The 17,667-nt window shown below is 42.1% G+C and carries 25 protein-coding genes and 1 pseudogene; 21 read left to right on the forward strand and 5 right to left on the reverse strand.

Features of this window, described 5'->3' with window-relative positions:
• Window positions 1-425 precede the first annotated feature (425 nt).
• Window positions 426-1,196: an SGNH/GDSL hydrolase family protein gene (locus AC58UU_RS33275; protein ID WP_497321814.1), complete on the forward strand. Its 771-nt coding sequence runs from the start codon at window positions 426-428 to the stop codon at window positions 1,194-1,196.
• Window positions 1,197-1,204: 8 nt separating this feature from the next.
• Here AC58UU_RS33275 and AC58UU_RS33280 read toward each other — a convergent pair whose 3' ends face one another.
• Together AC58UU_RS33280 and AC58UU_RS33285 are read right to left on the reverse strand one after the other, a co-directional pair.
• Window positions 1,205-1,363, reverse strand: a complete 159-nt coding sequence (locus AC58UU_RS33280; RefSeq protein ID WP_497321815.1) for a hypothetical protein — start codon at window positions 1,361-1,363, stop codon at window positions 1,205-1,207.
• A 115-nt stretch (window positions 1,364-1,478) separates the two neighbouring features.
• Window positions 1,479-2,357, reverse strand: coding sequence for a sigma-70 family RNA polymerase sigma factor (locus tag AC58UU_RS33285; protein WP_171689061.1), 879 nt, complete (start codon window positions 2,355-2,357; stop codon window positions 1,479-1,481).
• Window positions 2,358-2,597: 240 nt separating this feature from the next.
• Here AC58UU_RS33285 and AC58UU_RS33290 point away from each other — a divergent pair, with 240 nt between their 5' ends.
• From AC58UU_RS33290 to AC58UU_RS33320, 7 genes are all read left to right on the forward strand, one after another.
• Window positions 2,598-3,032, forward strand: coding sequence for a VOC family protein (locus tag AC58UU_RS33290; protein WP_497321816.1), 435 nt, complete (start codon window positions 2,598-2,600; stop codon window positions 3,030-3,032).
• A gap of 38 nt (window positions 3,033-3,070) precedes the next feature.
• On the forward strand, window positions 3,071-3,421 hold the full coding sequence (locus tag AC58UU_RS33295; protein WP_497321817.1) for a DoxX family protein: 351 nt from the start codon (window positions 3,071-3,073) through the stop codon (window positions 3,419-3,421).
• A 376-nt stretch (window positions 3,422-3,797) separates the two neighbouring features.
• The gene (locus AC58UU_RS33300) at window positions 3,798-4,211 is read left to right on the forward strand and encodes a DoxX family protein (protein ID WP_497321818.1); all 414 of its coding nucleotides are present in this window, start codon (window positions 3,798-3,800) and stop codon (window positions 4,209-4,211) included.
• A 184-nt stretch (window positions 4,212-4,395) separates the two neighbouring features.
• Window positions 4,396-4,725 (forward strand): ArsR/SmtB family transcription factor, encoded by a 330-nt coding sequence (locus tag AC58UU_RS33305; protein WP_497321819.1) that lies wholly within the window; start codon window positions 4,396-4,398, stop codon window positions 4,723-4,725.
• Entirely contained in the window at window positions 4,722-5,144 is a 423-nt protein-coding gene (locus AC58UU_RS33310) for an SRPBCC family protein (RefSeq protein WP_497321820.1), read from the forward strand. The genes AC58UU_RS33305 and AC58UU_RS33310 overlap by 4 nt, the downstream gene beginning before the upstream one ends.
• A gap of 228 nt (window positions 5,145-5,372) precedes the next feature.
• Window positions 5,373-5,966, forward strand: coding sequence for a YdeI/OmpD-associated family protein (locus AC58UU_RS33315; RefSeq protein WP_497321897.1), 594 nt, complete (start codon window positions 5,373-5,375; stop codon window positions 5,964-5,966).
• Window positions 5,967-6,176: 210 nt separating this feature from the next.
• The gene (locus AC58UU_RS33320; protein WP_497321821.1) at window positions 6,177-6,476 is read left to right on the forward strand and encodes a hypothetical protein; all 300 of its coding nucleotides are present in this window, start codon (window positions 6,177-6,179) and stop codon (window positions 6,474-6,476) included.
• Between the two features lie 60 nt (window positions 6,477-6,536).
• Here AC58UU_RS33320 and AC58UU_RS33325 read toward each other — a convergent pair whose 3' ends face one another.
• Window positions 6,537-7,130: a hypothetical protein gene (locus AC58UU_RS33325; protein ID WP_497321822.1), complete on the reverse strand. Its 594-nt coding sequence runs from the start codon at window positions 7,128-7,130 to the stop codon at window positions 6,537-6,539.
• Window positions 7,131-7,513: 383 nt separating this feature from the next.
• Here AC58UU_RS33325 and AC58UU_RS33330 point away from each other — a divergent pair, with 383 nt between their 5' ends.
• The 13 genes and pseudogenes from AC58UU_RS33330 to AC58UU_RS33390 all read left to right on the forward strand — a co-directional run bounded on the left by AC58UU_RS33330 (window position 7,514) and on the right by AC58UU_RS33390 (window position 16,507).
• The gene (locus tag AC58UU_RS33330; protein WP_497321823.1) at window positions 7,514-8,272 is read left to right on the forward strand and encodes an alpha/beta fold hydrolase; all 759 of its coding nucleotides are present in this window, start codon (window positions 7,514-7,516) and stop codon (window positions 8,270-8,272) included.
• An 84-nt stretch (window positions 8,273-8,356) separates the two neighbouring features.
• Window positions 8,357-8,461 (forward strand): annotated as a pseudogene (locus AC58UU_RS33335) (alpha/beta fold hydrolase); the annotation flags it as partial.
• Window positions 8,462-8,759: 298 nt separating this feature from the next.
• Window positions 8,760-9,260 carry a shikimate kinase gene (locus tag AC58UU_RS33340; RefSeq protein WP_497321824.1) on the forward strand — a complete coding sequence of 167 codons (501 nt, stop codon included), beginning with the start codon at window positions 8,760-8,762 and terminating at the stop codon, window positions 9,258-9,260.
• Window positions 9,261-9,303: 43 nt separating this feature from the next.
• Entirely contained in the window at window positions 9,304-9,735 is a 432-nt protein-coding gene (locus AC58UU_RS33345) for a GNAT family N-acetyltransferase (protein ID WP_497321825.1), read from the forward strand.
• A 61-nt stretch (window positions 9,736-9,796) separates the two neighbouring features.
• Window positions 9,797-10,606 (forward strand): inositol monophosphatase family protein, encoded by an 810-nt coding sequence (locus tag AC58UU_RS33350; protein WP_497321826.1) that lies wholly within the window; start codon window positions 9,797-9,799, stop codon window positions 10,604-10,606.
• 384 nt (window positions 10,607-10,990) lie between these two features.
• Entirely contained in the window at window positions 10,991-11,530 is a 540-nt protein-coding gene (locus AC58UU_RS33355; RefSeq protein WP_497321827.1) for a GNAT family N-acetyltransferase, read from the forward strand.
• A gap of 196 nt (window positions 11,531-11,726) precedes the next feature.
• Entirely contained in the window at window positions 11,727-12,680 is a 954-nt protein-coding gene (locus AC58UU_RS33360; protein ID WP_497321828.1) for a prenyltransferase/squalene oxidase repeat-containing protein, read from the forward strand.
• A 107-nt stretch (window positions 12,681-12,787) separates the two neighbouring features.
• Window positions 12,788-13,396, forward strand: a complete 609-nt coding sequence (locus AC58UU_RS33365; protein WP_497321829.1) for a YdcF family protein — start codon at window positions 12,788-12,790, stop codon at window positions 13,394-13,396.
• Window positions 13,397-13,551: 155 nt separating this feature from the next.
• Entirely contained in the window at window positions 13,552-14,049 is a 498-nt protein-coding gene (locus AC58UU_RS33370; protein WP_497321830.1) for a GNAT family N-acetyltransferase, read from the forward strand.
• Window positions 14,050-14,068: 19 nt separating this feature from the next.
• Window positions 14,069-15,037, forward strand: a complete 969-nt coding sequence (locus tag AC58UU_RS33375; protein ID WP_497321831.1) for a phosphotransferase enzyme family protein — start codon at window positions 14,069-14,071, stop codon at window positions 15,035-15,037.
• 351 nt (window positions 15,038-15,388) lie between these two features.
• Entirely contained in the window at window positions 15,389-15,718 is a 330-nt protein-coding gene (locus tag AC58UU_RS33380) for an ArsR/SmtB family transcription factor (protein WP_497321832.1), read from the forward strand.
• Window positions 15,715-16,134 carry an SRPBCC family protein gene (locus AC58UU_RS33385; RefSeq protein WP_497321833.1) on the forward strand — a complete coding sequence of 140 codons (420 nt, stop codon included), beginning with the start codon at window positions 15,715-15,717 and terminating at the stop codon, window positions 16,132-16,134. Before AC58UU_RS33380 ends, AC58UU_RS33385 begins: the two co-directional genes overlap by 4 nt.
• A 22-nt stretch (window positions 16,135-16,156) precedes the next feature.
• Window positions 16,157-16,507, forward strand: a complete 351-nt coding sequence (locus AC58UU_RS33390; RefSeq protein ID WP_497321834.1) for a DoxX family protein — start codon at window positions 16,157-16,159, stop codon at window positions 16,505-16,507.
• A 210-nt stretch (window positions 16,508-16,717) separates the two neighbouring features.
• Here the strand turns inward: AC58UU_RS33390 and AC58UU_RS33395 are convergent, their stop codons facing one another.
• Both AC58UU_RS33395 and AC58UU_RS33400 read right to left on the reverse strand, forming a co-directional pair.
• The gene (locus AC58UU_RS33395) at window positions 16,718-16,927 is read right to left on the reverse strand and encodes an alpha/beta-type small acid-soluble spore protein (RefSeq protein WP_497321835.1); all 210 of its coding nucleotides are present in this window, start codon (window positions 16,925-16,927) and stop codon (window positions 16,718-16,720) included.
• A 53-nt stretch (window positions 16,928-16,980) separates the two neighbouring features.
• Window positions 16,981-17,508 (reverse strand): RsfA family transcriptional regulator, encoded by a 528-nt coding sequence (locus AC58UU_RS33400; RefSeq protein WP_497321836.1) that lies wholly within the window; start codon window positions 17,506-17,508, stop codon window positions 16,981-16,983.
• Between the last annotated feature and the right edge of the window lie 159 nt (window positions 17,509-17,667).

A 17,667-nucleotide genomic window follows, 5' to 3' on the forward strand; every position in this document is an offset into this window, starting at 1 on the left:
ATCTTTACTGTAAAAGTAAAAAGCAAAAAGGAATGAAGGGTTAAGATTTTATCAGGAGAACCAAACAGGCTAACATAGAGCAATAGGTAAATGCAATCTGACTTAACTACGCTAACACAGAACGATAGTTGAGGGGCTTGCTTCGCGGCAGCTCCTCTTTTGTTTATTAAAGTAACGGGGAGTTAAACTTCGTACAGAGGGCGGTTCCCATTGGAGCTGTCTTTTTCTTTTTTTGTGAGCGCACAATAGTTTTTGCAGTGAGAGCTGTTCGGTCTACTGGCGGTGAAGTCTTATGAAAGCCCGATACGAGGACACCGGAGTGTATGAAGGGACTTGCGACGGGAACATTAGTGAGTGAGAAAACAGATTTGAGTAAGTAAAATAATGACATTTCAACTTTTTCCTAGAAAGGAGTGATGATCAGGATGATGCATAGCAAAATGAACTGGTGGAAGCTCGGTTTGGCGTTCTCCTTGATCTTCTCGCTACCGCTTCCTGTTTCGTCCTTCGGCAAGACGGACGATTCGATTCAAACGTTCTATCAGAACTCCAAATCAGGTAAGCTCATCAACTTCGTCGGCGATAGTACGACAGAAGCGGCGCAGGGACTATATGAGCAGCTGGCAGTGATCTATGGGGCTCCCGGAGGCATTTTGGAAGGGGCACGAATCCGCAACCGCGGCTCCAGCGGCAATACGTTGCATCATTTTGTTAACCAAATCGCTACCCACGGCAATACTCTCGACAATGTGATTCAAGACCAGGCAGACTTGTATGTCGTTTCTTATGGGATCAACGACATTCGGGAAAGCAGCCCTACGCAGATTAAAGCCGATCTGAAGCTCGTCGTGGACAGGCTCTTGAAGGAAACTCACGGTGTGGTGCTGCTGCGCATACCGAATCCATTCTTGTCAGTGAATCGCTGGAGCTATATTCATCTAGATATCGAGAACGCGCAGCTTTACTCCGATCAACTTTGGGACGTGTATCATAGCTTCCGGGACTATGATCCACGTATCGATATTCTCGATATTCCCAGCCTCGTATTTGGACGTCAGGTTCGGCCGGAGCATCCTTTCATGCAGGATACAATCCATCCGAATGAAGCAGGCTACCGGGCGATCGCCGATGCAATCGCTCAGAAAATATCCGGCCAGCTAGTCAAGCCGAATTCAGAGGCTTTAAAACTAAATTGACCGTTTCGCTAACGAGGAACTATAGCTAAATAAACATCAGGAGAAGGCTGCCACAGCACAGAACGGGCAGCCTTCTCAGCGGGCAGTTTTGCATGGTGCCATTTACGGCAATGATCCACCCCGTATGGTTCATTCGGTATTGTCATTGGTATAAGTAGTAAAAACATTGTCTACTGAACAAAGCAAAAAAAACGCATTGTCTGCGGTCTGCGACAGAGCGTTTTTTTTGCTTTTGTATTTCTGTTTTATTGTTAGTATAGCTGCTCTTTGAAGCTAGCCCTATCAATCGTTCATTTCTGCTATGTCGAGCTGGCGGAGACGAGTTTGTTCGGCTATCATGTCGATTTCGGTGATCTTCCCATCCACTATCTTGAGTTCGAGTACGAAAAGTAGTCGACCGCGAGGAGCCACGACTGCGCCCACAGATCCGTTTACGAGCACCGGCCGTGCACCTTGGGCACGACCAACGAATCCCATGGCCACATCATGCGCACCGTGAACAACTGGCCATGCGGCGACCGGTGGAAATGCAGGATCGTTTCGGAGCACGACATCGGGGTCTAATACCGCAAGAAGTTTCTCAAAATCTCCTGAGCGCGACGCAGCTAGGAAAGCATCTACAAGCTCCCGTTTTCGCTTGAAATCCTCTGAATCAGCAGTCGTTTTCGCCCCCTGAACCCGACGACGCGCACGACTCGCAAGCTGTCTTGCTGCAACCTCGTTACGCCCAATGATCGGGGCGATGTCCGAGAAAGACAAGGCGAAAATATCGTGCAATACGAACGCAATGCGTTCGGCGGGATTCAAATTTCCGAGGACCATAAGCATCGCAAGACCAACAGAGTCAGCCAGCAGTGCTTCGTGCTCGGGATCGCTTCCGTCTTGGCGGCTAGCAACCGGCTCAGGTACACTCACCAGCGTAAGCTCCTCACGCCGCGATTTGCGAGATCGCAACATATCCAGACACACCCTGGAGACTATTGTTGTCAGCCATCCTCCCATATTCTCGACTCCACTAGTATCGGAGCGACTAAGGCGTATCCATGACTCCTGTACAGCGTCATCCGCTTCGCTCAGAGATCCGAGCATCCGGTAAGACACCACTTGCAGATGATTCCGATGCGCCTCGAATTGTTCCACAAGCCAATGATGATCGTTCATTCGTTACATCCCTTCCTTCGTTTTCATTATTACTATTATGTCGTATGAAACTCAGCAGATGTGACAGAGATGTACGGTATCTGCAGTTTTTTCTGAGTTACGCATCCTAAAAAATTTTTTCACCGAATCGGTCACGTTTCCACACTGACTTCCGACATAGTTAATGACAAGGGAAATCAGCCACTACGAAAGAAGAGGCCATACCGGGTGTCCTGGTAAAAAAACATTTAATCTAAGGAGATGATTGTTGTGAGTACGAGTTTGATCCCTTTTCTTGAAATGAACGGCAGCGCTAATGAGGCTATTGATTTTTACGTGAAAGCGCTGAATGCCAAGGTTGTCTATACGTTGAGATTCGGCGATTTGCCGGGAAATCCGGAATATCCGCTGCCTCAAGAAAAGAAAGATTTGATAGGCTACGCCATCTTGAAAATCGGCGAATCGGAGCTTCAGCTCACCGACAATGTTACCGGCAGCAGCTACCAGAAGGGAACGCAAGTGACCATAGTTGTTCAAACCAATGACAAAGACAAGGCTACCCAATATTTTGAAGCACTGAAGCAGGGCGGTCAAGTAAATGAGCCGCTGCAGGCAAGTTTTTTCAGCCCCGCTTACGGTAATGTAACGGATAAATTCGGCGTCACATTCCGAATTCTCACAAGAGGACACCAGTGATCAATCACTGTTATTTAAAATAAAGGGAGGAAATCCTAATGACTGTTCTTTTCATCGTTCTTCAAAGCTTGCTGGCCTTATACTATGTATTTTCAGGCACTGCAAAGACCATAGGGGCCAAATATTGGGTCGACATTTTCAACAATCTTGGAATACCACAGTGGTTTCGTGTCGTCACAGGCGTCGTCCAGTTAGTCGGTGCCGCTATACTCATCATTGGCTACTGGTATTCAGAGGCGGTCACGTGGGCTTGCATTTGGCTTGGAATTACAATGTTACTGGCGTGCCTCGCGCATTTCAGGGTCAAAGATCCGATCGGCAAAACGGCACCGGCCCTCATGTTTACTGCGTTAATCATCATTCTAACCATCGTTAATGCGGCGGTCTGATACTTCCCTTTTTATAAGAAAGCATCATCTAATTTTATTAACTCTTAAACCATGAGCTTGCCCTAAGTCGGGTAAGCCTTTTTGTTTTCTGAGTCGAGGGGGTTGAAACACGTCGTCGGCCAAATAGTTTTGTTGAAGTAACGGAAACGATCGTTCAATGACTACAGGCTCCCGATAATTCGGCAGCTTGTTGAACGGGCAGAATAGCGACATAAGCTCCCTGTAACTTTCCAAGTCAGATCTGCTTGACATGACACCAAATTGTGTCCTATAATCAAATAGACACTAAATGGTGTCCTATTAGTAATTAGTCATTTGGAAAGTTTGGAACCTGAATAAGTTTCACTTGAATCAACAATTATGAGGAGGAAACAAAATGAGTACGATCATTGGTTCGGAAACAACCGCGAAAGTAGAAACTCATCCTAGAGGAAAAATGATTGCTTATTGGTCAGTCACATTACTACTCGCAGCAGCTGTTATGTTAAGTGGTATCGGGCAACTGATGCAATATGGGGGAAACATCGAGTTAGTGAAGAATCTTGGTTACCCATTATACGTCTTGACCATTCTCGGGATTTGGAAAGTGCTTGGAGCCATCGCTCTCGTCGTGCCAGGTTTTCCTCGGCTTAAAGAATGGGTTCACGCTGGTATCTTCTTTTTAATGACCGGTGCGGCTTTATCTCATGCGTTTGCTAACGATTACGGGTTTCCTATTATCCTTCCGCTTTCATATGCTGCACTAAATATCGCCTCGTGGGTGCTACGTCCGAATAGCCGCAAACTTTAGGGAGGTGGTGAAATTAACGCCTGCCCCTTCGTACCACCAATAGATTTCTACTACAGATAATAATATTTGGGAGAGCGTGTTGTGAGCGATGTTGTTGACAAGACACCATCTGGTGTCCTATAATTGAATAGTCACCAAATGGTGTCCGATTGGAAAATAAACAAAATGCTTAGGAGAGGGTGTTGTGAGCGAGAACAACCAGTTGCGGGATGTGTTTGACGCGATTGCAGATCCAACTAGGCGCCGACTGGTTCGTCTGTTAGCAGAGGCAGAGGAGATACCGCTTCATGAATTAACGGCACAGTTTCAAATGGGCCGTACAGCGGTATCCAAGCATTTGACAATCCTTAAAGAAGCCGGATTGGTACTTGACCGAAAAGTCGGCAGAGAAACGCGATATAGGCTAAACGCCTCTCCACTCAGAGAAATTCAAGATTGGGTGGCTTTCTACAGCAAGTTCTGGAGTACGAATATGTTGCGCTTGAAGCAACTATTAGAGGAGGAAGAAGAATGAGTTTAACATTAACCTTGGATTTTCAGTACACGACATCGATTGAGAAGCTTTGGTCCGCCTTAACCGATTCAAACAAGCTTGCCAAGTGGGTGGTCAACATCCACAGCGGTCAGGCGATGGAAAATGATTTTAAGCCCGTCGTAGGACATCGTTTTCAGTTTCGTACTCAGCCGACCGAGTGGTGGGATGGAATTGTTGACGGCGAAGTGCTTATCGTGGACGCACCAAACCGGTTGTCCTATACTTGGGCCAGTGGAGGAGAGAAGCACACGGTCACCTGGACGCTGCAGGATTTAGGGGACGCAAAGGTTAACCTTCATCTCGAACAAACCGGAATCTCAAATGCTCAAGCACTGGGTGGAGCTAAGTATGGCTGGGGTAAATGGTGCGGCGAGCTTGAAAAGGTGTTGGAACAATAACCGCATTCGGTGCTAAAATATCTCCTTCCCCAATGCTAAATTAATGGGTACGATAGTGAGATGTCCCAACAACATAAAGCAGATCACTTAATGGTATCTGTTGCCCATCAAGTGATCTGTTTTTACACGTATGTCGGATGTATCTGATTTCGGGATCGGAAATACTACTATATTCCTCTGCTTTGCGGGTGATAACAGCTTCGAAAAATTGAAGAGGGGTGTTCCATGATGACAAAGAGTAGAATGAATCCTAAGGTTGATGGATTTTTAAGGAAAGCCAAAAAGTGGAAGGAAGAATTTGAGAAGTTGAGAAGTATCGTTCTTGACTGTGAGCTGACCGAAGAAATTAAGTGGATGCATCCATGTTACACGTTTCAGGAAAAGAACATAGTTTTAATACATGGATTTAAAGATTATTGTGCGCTTCTGTTTCACAAAGGTGCCTTGTTACAGGATGCCCATGGGATTCTAATCCAACAAACGGAGAATGTACAGGGGGCGCGCCAGATTCGGTTCACCAATCTTCAAGAAATAGTTGAAATGGAAACCATTTTGAAAGCCTATATTTATGAAGCCATTGAAGTTGAACAAGCCGGTTTGGAAATGGATTTTAAGAAGAATACAGAATTCTTAATCCCTGAAGAACTTCAAAATAAATTCGATGAAATCCCTGCCTTGAAAACTGCTTTTGAAGTATTGACCCCAGGACGGCAAAGAGCATACATTCTTTATTTTTCTGAACCCAAACAATCCAAAACTCGAGAGTCAAGGGTTGAAAAATGTATGCAGCCAATTCTCAATGGAAAGGGATTAAATGATTAGTATATTCGATGGGAAAATAAATCAAACTTTCAAATAATTTAAAATGGAAAAAACAAAAAAGTGATCCGTAGAGTATAAGCAAACTACCGTGTAACAGGAGGGCTGCCAAATGGCAGTCCTTTTCTACGCTAATGAGCAGTAGTGTCTTTATTTCCGAATTATGGCAAAAATATTTGAAAGGAATATTACAACTAACTCGGAGGTGGAGGTTTGACCTTACGACTGATTGGTGCAATTATTTGCTGGTTTATCGCTTTCGTTTTTCTTACATTAGGCATAATAGTTGTTAAAAGTGAAAAACGTAAACAAGATACAATTGCCGAAGAATTAAAATTACGTGATATTGAAGGTGTTGCCGATTCATTTTTTGTATGGATAATCTTTTTTGTCGTTAATTCAATTGCTGCGTTATTAAGAGCATTACCTTGGTGGTTAGTTAAAGTTATTTATATCCTACTCGGTATCGGGTTTGTGTTTTTAGGTATTAAGTGTATGGGCTGGTCGGATTAACTACAGGAAAAAAGCGGAAAGTAACACAGGGCAGCCGAACGATTTGGTAGCCTTGTTACGCTAACGGAGAACTATAGACTGCTCAAAGGTAAGGTTATAGCGCTTTCCGTTAGACAAGCGGACAACAAATAAAGGACCGTATATGCTGATAGTGCCGGAAACAATAAGCTTCGAATTGACGGCGTTATTGACCAACCGCAGCAACTCAGCCTGTTTTCTCGTTCTCACGAGCCTGATGAACCGTGCTGCAAATATGCGATCGTTGGCAAGTTTTCGCAGCAGTTGCAGCATGATTAGGCTCACTCTACGGATATCCTCGGATTGTATACTTAGTAGCTGTCCCGGCCTAAAGATACCGGTGTCAAAATAAACATTCGTCTTTTTTGTGATCATGTGACTGTAGCTTGCGCTGAAGCCGGCTCCAACAGAGACCCCTGCACCTGGCAGCACCTGATGGATCACTCTTGTGGTTCGATCTAAATCCAATGTCCTCATGGCGCTTATCAGTCGCATCGCATACAAACGGTCGTTTGCTATGCGTTCATAAAGAGGCAGTATCCGACGGGATATGATGCACAGTCCCTTCACGGTAATGGTTTGAGTCTGAACGGTGTCCGCCTGCTTTTTTGTGACAGCTTTTTTGTTAAGCTTCATTCGATTTACCCTCCTTGTTTCTCATCATTTGATAGAGATGATTAGGATGAATACAACAAAATATGAGATCCTTAACCGAAAGGTTTGGACAAATGTTATGCTGTTACCAAATTAATGAACTGCTCGTTCAACTAACTGAAAACAAGAATTTAGTAATTTTTACATGATTGAAATCTTATTTTCATGTGGCATTAATCATTCAGGATTATAATAAACTGAGACCCTCAGCCCGTTGCTGTGGGTCTCTTTTTTGTTATTAAACTAAAGGGCAGCTTAGTGAAATAACTTTTTTAGATTGTTTTCATAAAGACTTACCAGTATTTGGGCTTATCATTAGAAATAAGTTACTATTATGAAGTGCTAAAAACATTTAGGAGGTAATTATGCCATACATTCAGATTAAAGATTTAGAGATGTTTTATGAAAAAATGGGTGTTGGTGAACCAATAATATTTTTACACAGTGGATATTCAAGAGGGATATTAGCCTTTGCAAGTCAAATGCATGATTTTCATAATTACACTTGTTATTATCCAGATTTCAGAGGTCATGGTAGAACAAGATGTGATAGCCTAGAATGGAGCACGCCTCAAATTGCAGAGGATATAATTGATTTTATGGATGGGCTTAACATCTCACGAGCACATTTTATTGGCTACAGTTTGGGAGCGACTGTTGCTTTGTATTGCGCAGTTCGTAATCCTGAAAGAAAAAGAATTGCCACCCTTACTACAATAGGCACTAGCGGATTTGCTGACCCAACAGGTGCGGATGAATATGAACCGGAATGGCTTATTGAACATGAAAAGCAAGCTTTTATCAATCAAATGATTGAAAGGCACGAAGAAGCTCACAAAGGTAATTGGCAAGAGCATATGCGACAGGCTGCAAAGGACTGGCGTCTTTATCCTCAACTTACAAAAGAACAGTTAAGCACTATAAGTTGTCCCTCATTATTTATTACCGGTGAAAATGACCCATTTGTTGGCGAAGAGAAAATAAAATATTTGAGCTCCCATGTTGAAGGTTCACGATACCTTGTAGTTCAAGGAGGCAGTCACAGACCCCATATGATGAGAGAGCAACCTATCTATGTGAATGATACTATTCTACAATTTTTGAAAGCTAATCCAATCATGTAATCTACAATGAGCGATATATGACCTTACACTTGTTATTTTCCAGATTTCAGAGGTCATGGTAGAACAAGATGTGATAGTCTTGAATGGAGCACACCTCAAATTGCAGATGATACTCTAGATTTCATGGAAGCGCTTAATATTGAAAGGGCACATTTTATAGGCTATAGTTGTGGGGCAAATGTTGCTTAGAACTTGAGCCAGAATCACTTCTTAAGAATGGGAAACACGAATTCATAAATCAAATGATAGAAAGACACATTGAAGCACATAAAGGAAATTGGTAAGAATTCATGCAGCAGAGTGCAAAGGATTGGAGGCTTTATCCTCAACTTACAAAAGCGCAGGTTGGTAGTATTCATTGTCGGGCTGCCGCGTGGCAGCCCTTCACTCGGAACGGGCAGTATAACGTAATCACGTGAAGGATATTTATGGAAAATACCGAATAGTTTAACGATGCCAATACCAATTAACAAAAGTGAGGAAGAATATGAATATAGTTCTTATAGGTATGTCTGGAGCTGGTAAAAGCACTATAGGTCTATTGCTTGCAAAAGCATTAGGAAAAGATTACGTGGATACAGATATTGTTATACAACAACATGAAGGTAGGTTGTTACAAGATATAATTGATAATGATGGTATCGAAAAATTTATGGAAGTCGAAGAAAAAATTATATCTGAATTGCAGCTAAAAAATAGCATTATTTCTACAGGTGGAAGTGTTATATATTCAGAAAAAGCTATGAATATCCTTAAACAGGGTGGACAGATTATTTATTTACATGTCCCATATGAAGAGATTAAAAGACGACTAATAAACATAACAACCAGAGGCATTGTAATAAAGAAAGGAAATAGTCTTAAGGACGTTTACGAGGAAAGAGTTCCTCTATACATTAAGTATAGTGACAAAACTCTTGATTGCTCAAATAAGGATATAGAACATTGTGTTAGTGAAATTATAGAGAAAATACAATATGATTTTTGATGAGTTTCACACCAGTAATCTATGATTTAGTAAGGTGGGGTGAATGATATTGGATGCAAGGATAAGACTGGCGAGCCCAAGTGATGCAAATGAACTTTCAAGGCTTAATCAGGAGTTTAACGGAGGTGACCAAAGGCCTTCCGCGGACATAATTGAGAGCCTAAATGACAGCGTTGAATTGATTGCTGTAGCAGAAATAGGTGGCAAAGTCGTTGGATTTGGTTGCGCTCAGAGTTTTCGATCATTCTGTTATAACGGACTTCAAGGAGAGATTACCGAATTGTATGTTGCGGAAGCTGCTCGAAGAAAGGGCATTGCCACTTCATTAGTATTTTATTTGGAAGAAAACCTAAAAAAACGTGGAGTGAAAAGTGTTAAAGTACTAACAGGAAGAAGAAACAATGCTGCAATTAAAACCTATGAACAATGCAACTATCATCAGAATGATGAGTTCTTGTTGAAGAAAAAGTTGTAGGACTCCACTAACGGAGAACGATAGCTTCATAAAGGAATAGATAATAAGGGATGGTAAAGAAATGAAAGAAAAGGCACTTGAATGGGCGACCTTTGCGGACAAGGTTGTTCGCATTGCTGGGAAAAAGATTATTGAATTACGGAGAGAGTCCCGCATTGAGGTAACTTATAAGAACGCCGGAGAACTTGTAACCTCAGCTGACATTGCCTCTGATCAGATTATTTGTGAAGCAATTGCTACTATGTACCCTAACCATGGTATTCTCTCGGAAGAATCCACCGATGGAGTATGGACTAAAGATATCTTTGAAGGTCCTCTTTGGATTATTGATCCGTTGGACGGTACAGTAAACTATGCACGTTATCTTCCTCATTTTGCTATCTCGATGGCTATTGCAGTAGATGGCGTTGTTTGGGCAGGTGCTGTACATGCTCCAGATTTAGGTGTTACATATGTAGGTGTTCGAGGTGGAGGAGCTCATTGTAATAATGAACAGATTCATGTTAATCGGTTTGAAGTATTATCAGAAGCGGTAATCGGCACAGGATTCCCCCACGATAAAGAAAAAGTGCACCCAGCAATTGCAAGAGTGAATCTCTTAACCATCCACTGCAGGGACATCCGTCGTTTGGCTGCTCCGACTATAGATATGTGTTATGTAGCATCAGGTTGTCTGGATGCCCATACAGAGAGTTTAGCTCCATGGGACGTAGCAGCAGCAGGTCTCATCGCTCGTGAAGCTGGAGCAGTTACTGGGCACGTTGGATCAGTCCCTACGAATATTCCAGTAGAATTATGCGGAGAAGAAATAGTTTGTGCTAATCCTGGTATATTTGATGAACTTCTCTCTTTACTACGTTCAAGAAATTGATTGTTGCTGACAGTTAGTAGTTTTTTATCTAACGGGTTATTAGTTAAGTGTTTTCATTTTGTATCTTAGGGGAATCAATCTAGGAAGTTAGTTAAAGGAAAATTTAAATTTTATAGCAATGAAATAAACATAAGTAATTATAAACTCTTTCTCTTCAATGAAGATAAAAAGGCTCGACTAGAAACATTTTCTTATACATTTTAATAAACAATGTAAGTAAAACAGGGTTGAGCTAACGAGGAACGAGAGTAATAACATCAGAATGAGGCTGTCGCTGATTGATCTGGCAGTCCTTGCTGCGTTAATGGGGATAGTTCAAGAAGCTATGTAGCATCTGGATGTAGAAAAGGCTTAAAACAAAAATATTAGTATTGGAGAAATAATTTGAAGATAGATAAAGTATTTGAATATGATATAAGTAATGAATTAGCAGCAAATATACAAGAATTATTAAACGCCAGTTTTCCAGAAGTTTATCCTAAAAATAGAATTTATTTTAAGCAACTTCCGCATTTTAGATTTCTAGCTTTTAACCAAGAAAATCAACTCATAGGACACGTTGGATTAGATTATAGGGTGATGAATCTAAATGGGGAACCTGTGAGAATACTGGGTGTAATTGATTTATGTGTTTCACAAAACACTCGCTCCCAGGGAGTTGCTTCAGCGCTGCTTATAGAAATCGATAAGTTTTCTGTGGGACGAAATATTGACTTTATACTTTTATTTGCAGATAACATGACCTTGTATTTGAGAAATGGTTATAAATTAGTAAAGAACCAATGTAAATGGTTGAAAATTGATAATGAAACTCAGATTACAAATGGCATAGGATTTGAGGCAATTGATGAATTAATGATTAAGGAAGTAGGAAAGATCGATTGGAACGAGGGAGATCTAGATTTTTTAGGCTATCTTTATTGATCTAACGGAAAACGAGAGTTCAATAAAGCATGAAGGCAGCCGGCCAGATGTCAGATGATCGGTTGCCCTTTCTCTACAAACGGGCAGGATAGTTTAGTCACTTCGTGAATATAAAAATATAAATCTTTAGCGATGGTCAAAAACAGTCAAGGAGGATACGTAGTATGAACTTGACCAAATTAAGGAGGACCATTAGATGACTACAAAAAATCCCGAATGGCAAATCTCGAAGCCAAAGAAATCAGTAATAGACTGGCTGCTCGGCGGGGACCCTGCGATCCGTTGGCAGGTGATGCGTGACCTTACCGAAGAGCCCGATGACTGTGTTGCCGCAGAGCGGTCGCGGATTGTCTCGGAAGGTTGGGGTGCCCAGGTCCTCGGCCTGCAATCTTCCGAGGGCAACTGGGGCGGTGACGCCGACGCACGGAACTGGTTATGCACGAGCTACACCTTGCTGCTTTTGAAGGACCTAGGCTTGGATCCGTCAGGTGAGGAAGCCCGCAGATCGATCGGCCTAGTGCGTGACCACATCACCTGGCCGCGGAAAATGGGCGGCCGGCCCTACTTCGACGGCGAGACCGAGCCCTGTGTCAATGGTTGGATCCTTGGAGTGGGTGCCTACTTCGGAGAGGCAAGCGGTCGGCTAGTCGATCGACTCCTCGGTGAGCAGCTTGAGGACGGAGGCTGGAATTGCAACGCCCCTCAAAGTCGACGATCCTCGTTCCACAGCACCATATGTGTCTTGGAAGGACTATTAGAGTACGAGAAGGCTAAGGGTGAAACTGCTGCGGTGACCGAAGCCCGCGTCCGGGCACAAGAGTACCTACTGGAGCGTCGCATGTTGAGGTCCCTGTCATCCGGTGAGGTGATCGATCCAAATTGGACGCGTTTCTCGTTCCCGACCACGTGGCATTACGACGTGCTGCGGGGTCTGGATTACTTACGCATCGCCGGTGTCGAACCCGATGAACGGGTCACCGAGGCAGTCGGTCTGGTGGCGAAGAAACAAGACCAAAACGGGAAATGGCCGCTTGAGAACTCTCACCCCGATCGAGTTCACTTCGACATGGAAGGTGTGGAAGGCGAGCCTAGCCGCTGGAACACTCTCCGCGCCTTACGAGTGCTGGACTGGTATTCAACACGACACTAATGTATCCGATGGAAGAGGACTGGCAACTAACCGTTGGTGTGTACGCAGTGCGATTCATGTGCTAGTTTGTGTTACAATAAAAGGAAAATATTAAGGGAGGGATTAAATTGCTGATCTCGCAGTTCGATCCTGAGAACCTTCTCCAAAATCATATTGACTCGATATTATTTAATAATCTGGTGGATGATGGTTCTAAAGGCGATGTTATTTTTGTGTTTGGAAGCCAAAAATCTTTAATATATCGATTCCCTGAAGCAATTAAGCTATACAAACAAAAACGTGCTCCAAGAATCTTGTTTTCAGGTGGGATGCAATGGGATGGTCAAAATGATGTTGAGGCAAAAATGATGAGGAAAGAAGCAATAAAACAAGGCATTCTTAAAGAGGATATCTTGATCGAACCATTTTCTAAGTATACAAAAGAAAATGTTTTACTTTCTTCAGAAGTATTGGAGAGCAGTATAGGATTAACTAATGTTCAAAGAATTTTGATTGTTACAACTGCTTATCATATGCGGCGTTGCCATTTAACCATGAAGACATTTCTGCCCGATTCAATTTCTTATACATTTTGTCCAGTCAATGACGAAGATACAAGAAGAGACACTTGGTTTATGAATGAAATAGGAACAGCAAGAGTAAGGGATGAGTGCAAAAAAATAATTACATACATAAGGAACAACCAATTGATGGATTTTGATGTTGAGTTGAGCTAACGGAGAACGTTAGTTGCATAGAGACAGACAAACAAAGCAGGCGCCGTGGCGACCTGCTTTGTTTATTAAGATAAAGGGCAGGAGAGTTTAGAAATATGTGGAATTATACTAAGAAATACCGAACATTTGACCTTAGGTGAAAAGAGGAAATATCAATGATAACTATTCAAAAGGTCGAATATGATTATAAATCGACTTTAAGAAATCTCCTAGAGCTCTATAAATATGATTTTAGTGAATATGACCCTGAAGATGTAAATGAAAACGGCTTATATGATTATATGTACCTGGATTATTATTGGACAGAAGAAGGCAGACATCCATTTTTTATTCGTGTTGATGGAAAACTGGCTGGTTTTGCTCTAGTAAGGATGATCGGGACAAATGAACATAGCCAGCCAATTTATTCGGTGGCTGAGTTCTTCGTAATGAAAAAGTATAGAAAACTTGGAATAGGTATAATCGCTTCTAATGAAATGTTCAATCGATTCAGAGGCATTTGGAAAGTTGCTCAATTAGAGAATAATAAACCAGCTCAAATATTTTGGAGAAAGGCAATTGAAAGATATACAAAAAACAACTTCCAAGAGGTTAGAGAAGACGAGTGGGATGGTCCTATTCAAACATTTTCAAACGAAACTCTATTGAATTAACTCTGAAGGAGGGAATGGATTGTTGAAGGAAAGTGTGTTGCAAACAGCAGCAAATGCATTTGGACTTAATTCGAATATTCTTACGCATGTTGGTGGCAACGTTAATGTAGTATATCAATACCCAGCACAAAACGAGTACCCAGCACGGATATTACGTTTGTCAACTCAGAAGTGGCGTAGTGAACAAGAGGCATTAGCAGAAGTATACTTCATGAAATATCTGTTTGATAACAGCGTTTCTGTTCCTAAGATATTCCCATCAAAAACAAGAAAATTGGTGGAATGTGTAACAGATGGTTATCACGCCTCTGTATTCTCCAAAGCTCCTGGTAGAATCCCCACTGAAGAAGACTGGAAACCAAAAATGTTTGTTAATTGGGGACGTATTGTTGGACAGATGCACCTACTAACCCAATCCTATGTACCTCTACAGGATGTCAAACGCCGCGATTGGAAACAGGAACCTTGGATGGATATGATGCGACACCTCCCAGATGAGGAGTCTATTGCTCGGCAAAAAGCTAATGAGTTGTTAAACTGGTTAGAGACTCTTCCAAAAGATTCGAAAAACTATGGTCTTGTCCACTGTGACCTTCATGCAAACAACATTTTCGTAACTAAAGACAGTTCCATTACGGCATTTGACTTTGATGACTCCTGCAATCATTGGTTCGCTTATGACATCGCCCTAATCCTTTACTCGGTCATCACAAGATATAACCGACAAGATATAAAAAGTAGAACCCTCGATGACCACGTAGCCTGGTTCCTCGACTGGTTTATAAAAGGCTATCAAGAGGTACATATCGTCGAATATTGGTGGCTTAAAGCTATGCCGAAATTTATAAGTTATCGAAGGTTGCTCGATTTTAACTTTTTACACCAACGTTATGACTGGAAAACGGTAGATGGCAAACTGAAGATGACATGGCTACGTATGAAAGCAGAGATTGAGACAGATGAACCTTTAACTAATTTTCCATTTTAAAGATTTTTGTTATGTCGCTAACGAGGAACGATAGTGAAGGAGCTTGCCTCGGGCAACTCCTTTTTTGTTCGTTCAAGTAACTGGCAGTTCTCTAGAACCGAATGAGATTAATCAAGCAGTCCTGACACCCATTTTGGAGTTTAAAAATGTTGTTGACACGACACCAAATGGTGACCTATAATTAAAGTGTCACTAAATGGTGTCCAATTAGGGGTTAGCCATTTGGAAAGTTTGGAACCTGAATAAGTTTCAATTTGAAACAATTATGAGGAGGTGATGAAATAAACGGCGGTCCCTTCGTACATCAATAGATTTATAATACAGAAAATAAGATTTTTAGGAGGGGGCGTTATGAGCGAGAACAACCAATTGCGGGATGTTTTTGACGCGATTGCAGATCCGACTAGGCGCCGACTAATTCGTCTGTTAGCAGAGGCAGAGGAGATACCGCTTCATGAATTAACGGCACAGTTTCAAATGGGCCGTACAGCGGTATCCAAGCATTTGACAATCCTTAAAGAAGCCGGACTGGTACTTGACCGAAAAGTCGGCAGAGAAACGCTATTTAGGCTTAACGCCTCTCCACTCAGAGAAATTCAAAATTGGGTGGCTTTCTACGACAAGTTCTGGAGTACGAATATGTTGCGCTTGAACCAACTATTAGAGGAGGAAGAAGAATGAGTTTAGCATTAACCTTGGATTTTCAGTACACGACATCGATCGAGAAGCTTTGGTCCGCCTTAACCGATTCAAGCAAGCTAGCCAAGTGGGTGGTCAACATCCACAATGGTCAGGCGATGGATAATGATTTTGAGCCCGTCGTAGGACACCGTTTTCAGTTTCGCACTCAGCCGTCCGAATATTGGGATGGCATTATTGACGGCGAAGTGCTTATCGTGGACGCACCAAACCGGGTGTCCTATACTTGGGCCAGCGGAGGGGAGAAGCACACAGTCACCTGGACGCTGCAGGATTTAGGGGACGGAAAGGTTAACCTTCATCTCGAACAAACCGGATTCGCTAATGCTCAAGGTCTCGAAGGCGCTAGGTATGGCTGGGGTAAATGGTGCGGCGAGCTTGAAAAGGTATTGGCCTAGTTGTAAAAGGAAGGAGAGCCTTATGAATATCATATTCGTTATTTTACAAAGTTTTCTGCTCGTCTCCATGGCCTTTGGCGGCGGAAGCAAGCTGGCTGGTTCGAAAAATTTTGTTGAAATGTTCGAGTCGATTAAACTGCCGCAATGGTTTCGCGTTGTTACTGGGCTCGTTCAACTAGCTGGGGCAGCCGGACTTATTATCGGATACTGGAATCCGGTAGCAGCCGTATGGGCAGGCATTTGGATTGGCATTACGATGCTGGTGGCATGCCTTTCACATTTCAGAGTCAAGCATCCTGTTGGAAGTGCGATACCGGCCTTTGTGATTACTTTGATTGCAGTGACTCTGGTAGTCGTGCACCAGGTAGCATGAAGTAGAGCGGGTCAATGAAACTCGAGACGCCATCAGAGCTGATAGATCAGGGAAGTACAATTCAGTAGAGCAGTTAAAGTCTGAATATCCAGCACTGTAAATATAAATAGTATGATATACATTACTTCACAACATAAAAAGACTACATTCACCTGAAGAGAAAAGGGGTTTGTAGTCTTTTTCGGGCTTGCTTGCTCCTACATCAGATGATTAGCGTTGGAAGCTGGAAAGTTGTTGCTCAGCTATTTGCACTAATCTTTTTGTAATATTGCCACCTATGGCACCAGCATCGCGTGTGGCGAGGTTTCCGTTATATGCATTTGGTTGGAATGGAATTCCAAGCTCTTGAGCTATTTCAACCTTCAATTGATTTAAAGCTGCCTTTGCTTGTGGAACTATTAATGTGTTGTTATTAGCCATTTATGCAACTCCTTCTCTAGGTGTAATACTAGGATGTGGAGTGTAAAGAAATCTTATACATTTAAATTTACTGAAGTTAAATTTCTAGCTCTGTTCATGATATTGAGAAAGGTTTGAATATCATCTGCTCCAAATTGTTCATTAGTTTTTGCTGTATCAGAAGTTTTCTTTTTAGATTTCAATTCAATTATTTCACTCTTAAGTTTTGCATTCTCATGCAATAATTGTTCAAATATATGTGCTTGATCTTGTGCTATTTTGATAATTTGTCTGAATGGATCATCATATTGCTGCGAGGGGTTATCAGATGTTGTACTAGATACAGTAACAAATACTTCTCTTTTCTGTGCTTTTTGTTTACTCCTATATGCTTTTGCTCCTAAAATTTCGTTCTCATATTTTTTTCGTATTTCTTTATTCCAACGAAAACCACAAGCTGCCGGGGTTCGATTTATTTTTCTTCCAGTTTCTTCAAATGCTAATAACTGAGTACTTCCAGTTTTAATATGGTTTATCACGGTCTCAGCTAGAGTTGCGTCATGGTTATCATTCCAAGCATCTTCGCGCTTTTTATCTTTCAATTAAACTCCACCTACTTCAATATATTCTTATTATGCATTCTTGCCTATGATATTAAATTTATTCAAAGTTAATGCATAAAAGACCCACATAGAGTATATATGCATGCTTAGATTTGGAGCACTTTTGCAATTATTCTCTCTGCAGGTAATTCCTATGAG

It is taken from the genome of Paenibacillus sp. JT22N1 (assembly GCF_059692155.1).

What these genes read in the sequence shown, in the direction of transcription:
- AC58UU_RS33275 (WP_497321814.1), top strand. Translation starts at nt 426, where the DNA reads ATGATGCATAGCAAAATGAACTGGTGGAAGCTCGGTTTGGCGTTCTCC.
- AC58UU_RS33280 (WP_497321815.1), bottom strand. Translation starts at nt 1,363, where the DNA reads ATGTTTTTACTACTTATACCAATGACAATACCGAATGAACCATACGGG.
- AC58UU_RS33285 (WP_171689061.1), bottom strand. Translation starts at nt 2,357, where the DNA reads ATGAACGATCATCATTGGCTTGTGGAACAATTCGAGGCGCATCGGAAT.
- AC58UU_RS33290 (WP_497321816.1), top strand. Translation starts at nt 2,598, where the DNA reads ATGATTGTTGTGAGTACGAGTTTGATCCCTTTTCTTGAAATGAACGGC.
- AC58UU_RS33295 (WP_497321817.1), top strand. Translation starts at nt 3,071, where the DNA reads ATGACTGTTCTTTTCATCGTTCTTCAAAGCTTGCTGGCCTTATACTAT.
- AC58UU_RS33300 (WP_497321818.1), top strand. Translation starts at nt 3,798, where the DNA reads ATGAGTACGATCATTGGTTCGGAAACAACCGCGAAAGTAGAAACTCAT.
- AC58UU_RS33310 (WP_497321820.1), top strand. Translation starts at nt 4,722, where the DNA reads ATGAGTTTAACATTAACCTTGGATTTTCAGTACACGACATCGATTGAG.
- AC58UU_RS33315 (WP_497321897.1), top strand. Translation starts at nt 5,373, where the DNA reads ATGACAAAGAGTAGAATGAATCCTAAGGTTGATGGATTTTTAAGGAAA.
- AC58UU_RS33325 (WP_497321822.1), bottom strand. Translation starts at nt 7,130, where the DNA reads ATGAAGCTTAACAAAAAAGCTGTCACAAAAAAGCAGGCGGACACCGTT.
- AC58UU_RS33330 (WP_497321823.1), top strand. Translation starts at nt 7,514, where the DNA reads ATGCCATACATTCAGATTAAAGATTTAGAGATGTTTTATGAAAAAATG.
- AC58UU_RS33340 (WP_497321824.1), top strand. Translation starts at nt 8,760, where the DNA reads ATGAATATAGTTCTTATAGGTATGTCTGGAGCTGGTAAAAGCACTATA.
- AC58UU_RS33345 (WP_497321825.1), top strand. Translation starts at nt 9,304, where the DNA reads ATGATATTGGATGCAAGGATAAGACTGGCGAGCCCAAGTGATGCAAAT.
- AC58UU_RS33350 (WP_497321826.1), top strand. Translation starts at nt 9,797, where the DNA reads ATGAAAGAAAAGGCACTTGAATGGGCGACCTTTGCGGACAAGGTTGTT.
- AC58UU_RS33360 (WP_497321828.1), top strand. Translation starts at nt 11,727, where the DNA reads ATGACTACAAAAAATCCCGAATGGCAAATCTCGAAGCCAAAGAAATCA.
- AC58UU_RS33370 (WP_497321830.1), top strand. Translation starts at nt 13,552, where the DNA reads ATGATAACTATTCAAAAGGTCGAATATGATTATAAATCGACTTTAAGA.
- AC58UU_RS33380 (WP_497321832.1), top strand. Translation starts at nt 15,389, where the DNA reads ATGAGCGAGAACAACCAATTGCGGGATGTTTTTGACGCGATTGCAGAT.
- AC58UU_RS33385 (WP_497321833.1), top strand. Translation starts at nt 15,715, where the DNA reads ATGAGTTTAGCATTAACCTTGGATTTTCAGTACACGACATCGATCGAG.
- AC58UU_RS33390 (WP_497321834.1), top strand. Translation starts at nt 16,157, where the DNA reads ATGAATATCATATTCGTTATTTTACAAAGTTTTCTGCTCGTCTCCATG.
- AC58UU_RS33395 (WP_497321835.1), bottom strand. Translation starts at nt 16,927, where the DNA reads ATGGCTAATAACAACACATTAATAGTTCCACAAGCAAAGGCAGCTTTA.